Origin of the sequence: Xanthomonas sp. SHU 166, assembly GCF_000364685.1 — a bacterium.
Taxonomy (GTDB): Bacteria; Pseudomonadota; Gammaproteobacteria; order Xanthomonadales; family Xanthomonadaceae; genus Xanthomonas_A; species Xanthomonas_A sontii.
This window is the reverse complement of record NZ_AQOJ01000495.1, coordinates 1-8,027: the sequence shown is the minus strand read 5'-3', so window position 1 is coordinate 8,027 and position 8,027 is coordinate 1. Positions and strand designations below refer to the sequence as shown.

Below are 8,027 nucleotides of genomic sequence, written 5' to 3'. Positions count from 1 at the left end.
GGTGCCGGCGGCTGCCAGCAGCAAAAGGCACGCGGCGCTGCGGCGCCGAAGCACGCTGTACTTGAACATGAGACTCCCCCCGGGCTGTACACGTGGCGCAGTCGGCCGTCCACCGCGCAGGTTCGAACGTGGCGGTGCAGGCCGCGGCCACCGCGTACGCGACAGCCGCAGAACGGTCCTGCACCGCGGATAGCGGCAAGGCGCGGATCGGGTAGAGGGCGCAAGCGGCGCAATGTGCAGACCTGTGATCGGCGACGAGCCCGTCTGTGGAATGCATCAAGACGACCGGACCAGGGCGGCCGGACGCGGACGCGGCACAAACAAAAAAGCCCCGCGCCGAAGCGCGGGGCGACCGAGAGTGGCGGCGGCGGCGTCCTGGCCGACCGCTGCGATCCGGCACCGGGAGGTGCGCGGCGGCCATGGCGCGGCCGCCGCGACGGAGTGCCTCAGTAGTCGGCCTTCAGGCTGACACCGGAGAACGTGCTGTACGCCTTCACCCGCACGTAGTAGGTGCCGGCCTGCGGGGAGTTGAAGGTGCAGCTCTCGTTGTTGCCGTTCTTGTACGGACGGCAGTCGTAGGCCGAGTCGGTCGGCGCGCTGCCGAAGCGCACGTACAGGTCGGCATCGCCGCTGCCGCCGGAGGTGGTGACCACCAGGCTGCTGGCGCCGGACGGCACCTTGACCGTGTAGTTCAGCGAGGAACCGCTGTTGGCGCTGAGGTTGGTGACCGCCACGCCATCCTGCAGTTCGTTGCTGCTGCCACCGCCACCACCACCACCACCGCTGCTGCCGCCGTTCAACGCTGCGGTGACCGCCGCGTTGGCGTCGAGCAGGCCGGCGCCGCAACCCTGCGAGCAGGAGAAGCTGGCCGCGGTGTTCTTGATGGTGCTTTCCACCTGCGCCGGGGTCAGCGCGGTCGGCGCCACCGACTGCATCAGCGCGACCACGCCGGCCACGTGCGGGGTCGCCATCGAGGTGCCGTTGTACGAGGCGTAGCTCGGGTTGCCCGGAGTGGTGGTGCCGTCGTTGAGCGTGGACAGGATGTTCGAGCCCGGCGCGGAGATGTCGATGCCCGCGCCGTAGTTCGAGTAGCTGGCCTTGGCCCGCGACGAGGTGGTCGCCGCCACCGCGATCACGTTGTTGCAGTTGGCCGGCACCGAGCTGGACACGTTGGTCGAGCTGTTACCCGCCGCCACCACCACCGTGGTGCCGCGGCTGACCGCGCCGTTGATGGCGTTCTGGTAGGTGCTCGAGCAGGTGCCGCTGCCGCCCAGCGACATGTTGATGACTTCGGCCGGGTTCTGGTTGGTCGGCACGCCGCTGACGGTGCCGCCGGAGGCCCAGGTGATCGCATCGGCGATGTCGGAGGTGTAGCCGCCGCACTTGCCGAGCACGCGCACCGGCAGGATCTTGGCCTTGAACGCGGTGCCGGCCACGCCGGTGCCGTTGTTGGTGATCGCGGCGATGGTGCCGGCCACATGGGTGCCGTGCCAGCTGGAATTGGAGGCGGGCGAACCGGAGTAGCACTCGCCGGCAGCGGCCCAGTCGCCTTCGTCGGCCGGGTTGCTGTCGCGGCCGTTGCCGTCGCGCGCCGAATCCGCATCGCTGATGAAGTCGTAGCCCTGCAGGACGTTGGCGTTGAGGTCCGGGTGGCTGGTGATGCCGGTGTCGATCACCGCCACGACCACGCCGTCGCCGCTGGCCTTGTCCCAGGCCGAGCGCACGTTGATGCCGGCGTTGGTGGTGCCGAAGGCCCACTGGTCGCCCAGGCGCGGATCGTTCGGGGTCAGCGCGATGGTCATGCGCTGGTCGACCTCGACGTATTCGACGTTCGGGTCGGCGGCGATCTGCCGCATCAGCGTCTCGGCCTCGGCGCGGTCCAGCGGACGGCTGGCCTTGACCACTTCCGGACCCACCGCCAGGCGGCGCAGGCTGGTCAGGCCGAGCGCGCGGCCGTTCTTGGCCGGCAGCGCGGCGGCGGCCGACTGCAGCGTCGCGCGCAGCGCCGCCGAGGGCGCCGCAGCGGCGGCGGACGCGCTGGAGATGCTGACCGGCGCGGCATCGCGGGTCTTGACGATGAAGCGCTGCACGGTCGGCTCGGAAGACAGGCCGGAGAGGTTCACGTCACCGGCGAAGGCTGGGGTGGCCAACAGCAGGGAGGTGAGAGCGGACGCGCCCAGCACGACCAGCCACGGACGCTGGCGCGACCCACGATGCGACATTTCGGACATTCGGACTTCCTTTCGGTTGAGTAGCCGCCTGATGGCGGTGTTCCGCGCCGCACCGGTCCGGTCGAAACCTGAACCTGGCGTGCGTTGCGAGCCCGGTCGGATGGCGTGTTGCCGACCATTCATCGACGCTAGCTCAGTACAAGCGCGTATGGAGCAGGGTGTGACGGAAATCCGTTGTACAAAACGAAGAAATGCAATGAACGTCGATGTCATAAAGAGAACTGCACCTCATTTTTGCTGCAGTGCAGCATTGAAAGACGCCAGACTCGGCAAATCAGGGGCAGATTTTTGGCTCCCGCGCGACACACGGGACAAGAAAAGGAGACAGTGGATACAGACGACAGAGGTCGCCTGCATGGCAGCGCCATATATCGGGACGGACACGGAATGTCCGGGGAGCGGACTCCCGGGAAGGCGCGATGCGGAGGCGGGGCGGCGACACATCGCACGCCCCGGCGCACCAGCGCGGACGTCGCCGGCGATGGTCGACGCTGTCGGACCATGCGCCAAGTGGCATGAGGTCCATTCGCCAGGGCAGCCGACAGCCGCCCCAGCGTTGGGCGCTCGGCTCAGCCCAGCCGCACCAGCCAGCCGTGGCGGTCGGCCACGCGGCCGTACTGGATGTCGGTGAGTTCCTGGCGCAGCGACAGCGTCACCGGGCCGGCGGGCGCGGTCAGGTCGCCGACCGCGAAGTCCTTGCCCTTGAGCTGGCCGATCGGGGTCACCACCGCGGCGGTGCCGCAGGCGAACACCTCGGCGATCTCGCCCGAGGCCACGCCGTCGCGCCACTCGTCGATGCTCACCTGCCGCTCCACCACCTGCATGCCGCGGTCGCGGGCCAGTTGCAGGATGCTGTCGCGGGTGATGCCTTCCAGGATGCTGCCCGACAGCGCCGGGGTGACCAGGCTGCCGTCGCGCATCACCAGGAACACGTTCATGCCGCCCAGTTCCTCGATGTACTTGCCCTCGACCGGATCGAGGAACAGCACCTGCGAGCAGCCCTGCGCCTGCGCCTGCTGCTGCGGCAGCAGCGAGGCGGCGTAGTTGCCGCCGCACTTGGCCGCGCCGGTGCCGCCCTTGGCGGCGCGCGCGTAGTCGGTGGACAGCCAGATCGCCACCGGCGCCACGCCCTTGGCGAAATAGGCGCCGGCCGGGCTGGCGATGACGTAGTAGCCGGCCTTCTGCGCGGCGCGCACGCCCAGGAAGGCCTCGTTGGCGATCATGAACGGACGGAAATACAGGCTGGTCTCCGGCGCCGACGGCACCCACGCCGCATCGACCGCGATCAGCTGCCGCAGCGATTCCACGAACAGCTCCACCGGCAGCTCCGGCAGCGCCAGGCGCTGCGCCGAGCGCTGCAGGCGCTTGCCGTTGGCCTCCGGGCGGAAGGTCCAGATCGAGCCGTCGGCATGGCGGTAGGCCTTGATGCCTTCGAAGATCTCCTGGCCGTAGTGCAGCACCGAGGCGGCCGGGTCCAGCGCCAGCGGGCCATAGGCGCGTACTTCGGCGTCGTGCCAGCCCTGCTCGCGGCTCCATTCGATGGCGACCATGTGGTCGGTGAAATAGTTGCCGAAGCCCGGCGCGGCGAGGATCTGCGCGCGCGCCTCGGCGCTGCGCGCGGCGGTGGACGGGGTCAGGCGGAACTGCGTGGACGGCTCGGTAGCGGACACCGGGAATTCCTGTGGTAGTCGAGGGATGGCCAGGGCCGCAGCGTCGTGGCGACGGCAGCGGCGGCGCCCGATCGGGCTCCCACCACGACGCGCGAAGCGTCGCGCGCGGGTCAGAGCATGCCGGTTTCCAGGCGCGCGGCCTCGGACATCATATGCCGGCCCCACGGCGGATCGAACACCAGCTCGACGTCGGCCTCGGCGATGGTCGGGATCATTTCCAGTTTGCTGCGCACGTCGTCGACCAGGATCTCGCCCATGCCGCAGCCGGGCGCGGTCAGCGTCATCTTGACCTCGACGGTGCGCTGGCCATCCTCGCGCGCATGCATGGTCACGTCGTAGATCAGCCCCAGATCGACGATGTTGAACGGGATCTCGGGGTCGAAGCAGGTGCGCAACTGCTGCCAGATCACGGCTTCGACCTGCTCGTCGCCGGCGTCCTCGGGCAGCTCCAGCCCCGGCGGCGGCTCCTTGCCGATGGCGTCGCCGTCCTTGCCGGCGATGCGGAACAGATTGCCCTCCACGAACACCGTGTAGCTGCCGCCCAGGGCCTGGGTGATATAGCCGTAGCTGCCGGCGGGCAGGGTCACCGCGTCGCCCTGCGGCACCATCACCGCGGCGCAATCGCGTTCGAATTGGACAGGTTCGCTGCTGCGTGAGTACATGGGGGCGATATGGGGACAGGCCCCGCCGGTGCAAGTCGTGCAGTTTATCCGAGTGCGCGGGGCGCGCGCCGGAAGTATCCTGTACGCCTTCTCCGGGAACATCGAATGCCGCCTTCCTCCACGCCGGCCAGGCCCTCGCACTGGCTGTGGCCCCTGCTGCTCGCCATGGGCTGTTTCACCGCGCTGATCGCCTGGTTGCTGGTGGCGCTGTCGCTGGGTCGCCAGGCCGGCTGGATGGCCGTGGTGGTGGCGCTGGAGATCGCCTGGATGCTGCGTTTGGGCAACCTGCCGCGCGGCCCGCTGCGCATCGCCGTGGCGTTGAGCGCCACGGTGCTGGTGATCGTCGCCGCCAACTGGGGCATCGCCGCCGCGCAGATGGGCGCTGGGCTGGGCCTGAACGTGTGGGACTCGTCGCTGAAGATGGGCGCCCACTACGCCTGGACCCTGACCCTGCTGGCCAACAGCCCCGGCGATCTGCTGTGGCTGGGCATCGGCGTGGCCACGGCGTATTTCAGCGCGCGCTGAGCACGGCCGGAGCGCGGCGGACGCCGCTGGGTGGCGATGGTGGTTGCGGCCTGATCACCCCCCGATCATCCGCCTTGGCATGAGGCGCATCGTTTTTGTAGGCGCGGCCGAAGCCGCTCCTGCGCCCTGCGCTCGCTAGGTCCCCCTGCCCCGCCACTCCGCCCGCAACGGCTCAATGCCCGCCGCCATCCAGCGCCTTCAGTTCGCTGACCAGGGCGCCGGCCGCCTCGGCGCCGTCGCCGTACAGCATGCGGGTGTTGTCGGCATAGAACAGCGCGTTCTCGATGCCGGCAAAGCCGGTGCCCTTGCCGCGCTTGATGACGATGACGTTCCTGGAATTGACCACGTCCAGGATCGGCATGCCGTAGATCGGGCTGGCCGGGTCGGTCTTGGCCACCGGATTGATCACGTCGTTGGCGCCGATCACCAACGACACGTCGGTGCTGGCGAACTCGGGGTTGATGTCGTCCATGTCGGCGATCAGGTCGTAGGGCACGCCGGCCTCGGCCAGCAGCACGTTCATGTGCCCGGGCATGCGCCCGGCCACCGGGTGGATCGCGAACTTGACCTTGACCCCGCGCTCGATCAGCCGCTGCGCCAGTTCCCAGATCTTGTGCTGCGCCTGCGCCACCGCCATGCCGTAGCCCGGCACGATCACCACGCGCTCGGCGTAGGCCATCATCGCCGCCACGTCGCCGGCCTCGATCGGCTTCTGGCTGCCGGCGATCGCCTGCGCCTGGCCGCCGCCGCCGAAGTTGGAGAACAGCACGCCGCGGATCGGCCGGTTCATCGCCTTGGCCATCAGCCGGGTCAGCAGGATGCCGGCCGCGCCGACCATCATGCCGGCGATGATCAGCGCCTCGTTGCCGAGCACGTAGCCCTCGAAGGCCACCGCCAGGCCGGTGAAGGCGTTGTACAGCGAGATCACCACCGGCATGTCGGCGCCGCCGATCGGCAGCGTCATCAGCACGCCCAGGGCCAGCGCCAGCACGAAGAACAGCACGATCGCCAGCGGACTCAGGCTGATCGCGGCCCAGGCGCCCACGCCCAGCATCGCCACGCACACCAGCAGGTTGAACGCCTGCTGCGCGGGGAAGGTGACGCGCTTGTCCAGCCGCCCGTCGAGCTTGGCCCAGGCGATGATCGAGCCGGACAGCGACACCGCACCGATCGCCGAGCCGATCACCGCCAGCGCCAGCGTGGTCGCATCCGGCTGGCGCGCGGCCAGCGCGGCGATCGCGGCCTCGCTCCAGTGCGTGGTATCGCGGCGCATCAGGAACGAGAAGCGCAGCAGCTCCACCGCACCGATCGCCGCCGCCGAGCCGCCGCCCATGCCGTTGTACAGCGCGACCATCTGCGGCATGTCGGTGATCGCCACCTTCTTGGCGGAGATCCACGCCGCGGCGGTGCCGAGCACGATCGCCAGCACGATCAGCGGCAGGTTGTGCAGACCCGGCAGCAGGAAGGTGGCGGCAGTCGCCAGCAGCATGCCGAAACCGGCCCAGCGGATGCCGCTGCGCGCGGTCCTGGGCGAGGCCATGCGCTGCAGGCCGAGCAGGAACAGGGTGGCGGCGACCAGATAGCTGCTCTTGATCAGGATCGGCAACAGTTCCATCAGCACGCGTGCTCCGAAAAAGGACATCTGCCCGAGTGGCAGAAAGTACGAGAGGACGCCCGACGCGAGGCCGAGCAGTGCCAGCAGGACGGCCACGGCCAACGCCGCGGCGGTGCGCCGATGCCGCGCATTCAATCCTTCGCCTTGGTCTTGGAGGCATCCGGCTTGCTGGACTTGAACATGTCCAGCATGCGCTCGGTCACCACATAGCCGCCGGCGGCATTGCCGGCGCCGAGCAGCACCGCGACGAAGCCGATGGCTTTCTCCAGGGTGGTGTCGGCATGCCCCAGCACCACCATCGCGCCGATCAGGACGATGCCGTGGATGAAGTTGGAACCGGACATCAGCGGGGTGTGCAGGATCACCGGCACCCGCGAGATGATCACATGCCCGGCGATGGCCGCCAGCATGAAGATGTACAAGGCCACGAACCCGTCGCTCATCGCACCATTCTCCCGGGCGCCGCGCCCGTCCGCCGCATCATAACCGCGTGCTGAACCGCTGTGCGATGCCGGCATGCGGTTGCGCGAAGGCCGCCAGGCCGGGCCGGTCAACCACGCCCGCCACCGCGCGTTAACCACGGCATCCCCCTGCCGGAAGCTAAGCTGTGCTGGTGAGCACGCCCGCCCTCGCACCGCCATCGACCGATGCCGACACCGAACAGCGCCCGCTGCCGGCGTCGCTGGACGCGTTCCTGGCCGAGATCGGGCCGCGCGCGTTCCGCTTCGCCGAAGCCGGACTGCGCCAGCGCGAGGACGCGCTGGACGCGGTGCAGGACGCGATGATCAAGCTGCTGGCCTATCGCGAGCGCCCGGCGCAGGAATGGACGCCGCTGTTCTGGAGCATCCTGCGCCGGCGCATCATCGACCTGCAGCGCCGCCGCACCTTCCGCCTGCGCTTCTGGGCGCCGACCAGCGAGCGTGACGCGGACAGCCCGCCGGACTGGGCCGACGACGGCCCCAATCCGTCCGAGCAGCACGAGCGTCGGCAGACCCATGCGCGGCTGGTGACGGCGCTGCGCGCGCTGCCCGCGCGGCAGCGCGAGGCCTTCACCCTGCGCGTCCTGGAAGAGCTGGACGTGGCCACCACCGCACGCGCGATGGGCTGCTCGGAAGGCTCGGTAAAGACCCACCTGTCGCGCGCCCGCGAGGCGCTGCAGAAACATCTGGAGGACGTCCGATGACATCCGATCGCACCCGCCCGGCGGATTTCGACACGCAGATGCGCGCCGTCCACCAGGCCGGCTTGCAGGCACTGCCCGCGCCGACCCTGGCGCGGCTTCGCGCCGCACGCCAGCAGGCCAGCCGTGCGCACGCGGCGCCAA

At 69.5% G+C, this 8,027-nt stretch carries 7 protein-coding genes; 2 read left to right on the top strand and 5 right to left on the bottom strand.

The features are described from left to right. Positions 1-446: 446 nt before the first annotated feature. From D180_RS12880 to sufT, 3 genes are all read right to left on the bottom strand, one after another. Entirely contained in the window at positions 447-2,222 is a 1,776-nt protein-coding gene (locus D180_RS12880; protein WP_081616477.1) for a S8 family peptidase, read from the bottom strand. A gap of 578 nt (positions 2,223-2,800) precedes the next feature. After that, a complete protein-coding gene (locus D180_RS12875; RefSeq protein WP_010341242.1) occupies positions 2,801-3,901 on the bottom strand; it encodes a branched-chain amino acid aminotransferase in 1,101 nt (366 codons plus the stop codon). A gap of 110 nt (positions 3,902-4,011) precedes the next feature. Beyond that, positions 4,012-4,563, bottom strand: coding sequence for a putative Fe-S cluster assembly protein SufT (sufT, locus tag D180_RS12870; RefSeq protein WP_017913110.1), 552 nt, complete (start codon positions 4,561-4,563; stop codon positions 4,012-4,014). A 105-nt stretch (positions 4,564-4,668) separates the two neighbouring features. On the opposite strand from sufT, the gene D180_RS12865 reads away from it, so the two are divergent. After that, the gene (locus D180_RS12865) at positions 4,669-5,088 is read left to right on the top strand and encodes a hypothetical protein (RefSeq protein WP_017913109.1); all 420 of its coding nucleotides are present in this window, start codon (positions 4,669-4,671) and stop codon (positions 5,086-5,088) included. Between the two features lie 172 nt (positions 5,089-5,260). On the opposite strand, the gene D180_RS12860 is transcribed toward D180_RS12865, so the two are convergent. Both D180_RS12860 and D180_RS12855 read right to left on the bottom strand, forming a co-directional pair. Continuing rightward, complete coding sequence (locus tag D180_RS12860) at positions 5,261-6,730, bottom strand: NAD(P)(+) transhydrogenase (Re/Si-specific) subunit beta (RefSeq protein ID WP_043090940.1); 1,470 nt, start codon at positions 6,728-6,730, stop codon at positions 5,261-5,263. A 104-nt stretch (positions 6,731-6,834) separates the two neighbouring features. After that, positions 6,835-7,146: an NAD(P) transhydrogenase subunit alpha gene (locus D180_RS12855; protein ID WP_017909519.1), complete on the bottom strand. Its 312-nt coding sequence runs from the start codon at positions 7,144-7,146 to the stop codon at positions 6,835-6,837. 164 nt (positions 7,147-7,310) lie between these two features. Here D180_RS12855 and D180_RS12850 point away from each other — a divergent pair, with 164 nt between their 5' ends. Continuing rightward, positions 7,311-7,886 carry an RNA polymerase sigma factor gene (locus D180_RS12850; protein WP_017909518.1) on the top strand — a complete coding sequence of 192 codons (576 nt, stop codon included), beginning with the start codon at positions 7,311-7,313 and terminating at the stop codon, positions 7,884-7,886. Positions 7,887-8,027 lie beyond the last annotated feature (141 nt).

Bases quoted from the DNA above. Each gene is read 5' to 3' on its own strand.
- D180_RS12880 (WP_081616477.1), bottom strand. From the start codon at position 2,222: ATGTCGCATCGTGGGTCGCGCCAGCGTCCGTGGCTGGTCGTGCTGGGC.
- sufT (WP_017913110.1), bottom strand. From the start codon at position 4,563: ATGTACTCACGCAGCAGCGAACCTGTCCAATTCGAACGCGATTGCGCC.
- D180_RS12865 (WP_017913109.1), top strand. From the start codon at position 4,669: ATGCCGCCTTCCTCCACGCCGGCCAGGCCCTCGCACTGGCTGTGGCCC.
- D180_RS12860 (WP_043090940.1), bottom strand. From the start codon at position 6,730: ATGTCCTTTTTCGGAGCACGCGTGCTGATGGAACTGTTGCCGATCCTG.
- D180_RS12855 (WP_017909519.1), bottom strand. From the start codon at position 7,146: ATGAGCGACGGGTTCGTGGCCTTGTACATCTTCATGCTGGCGGCCATC.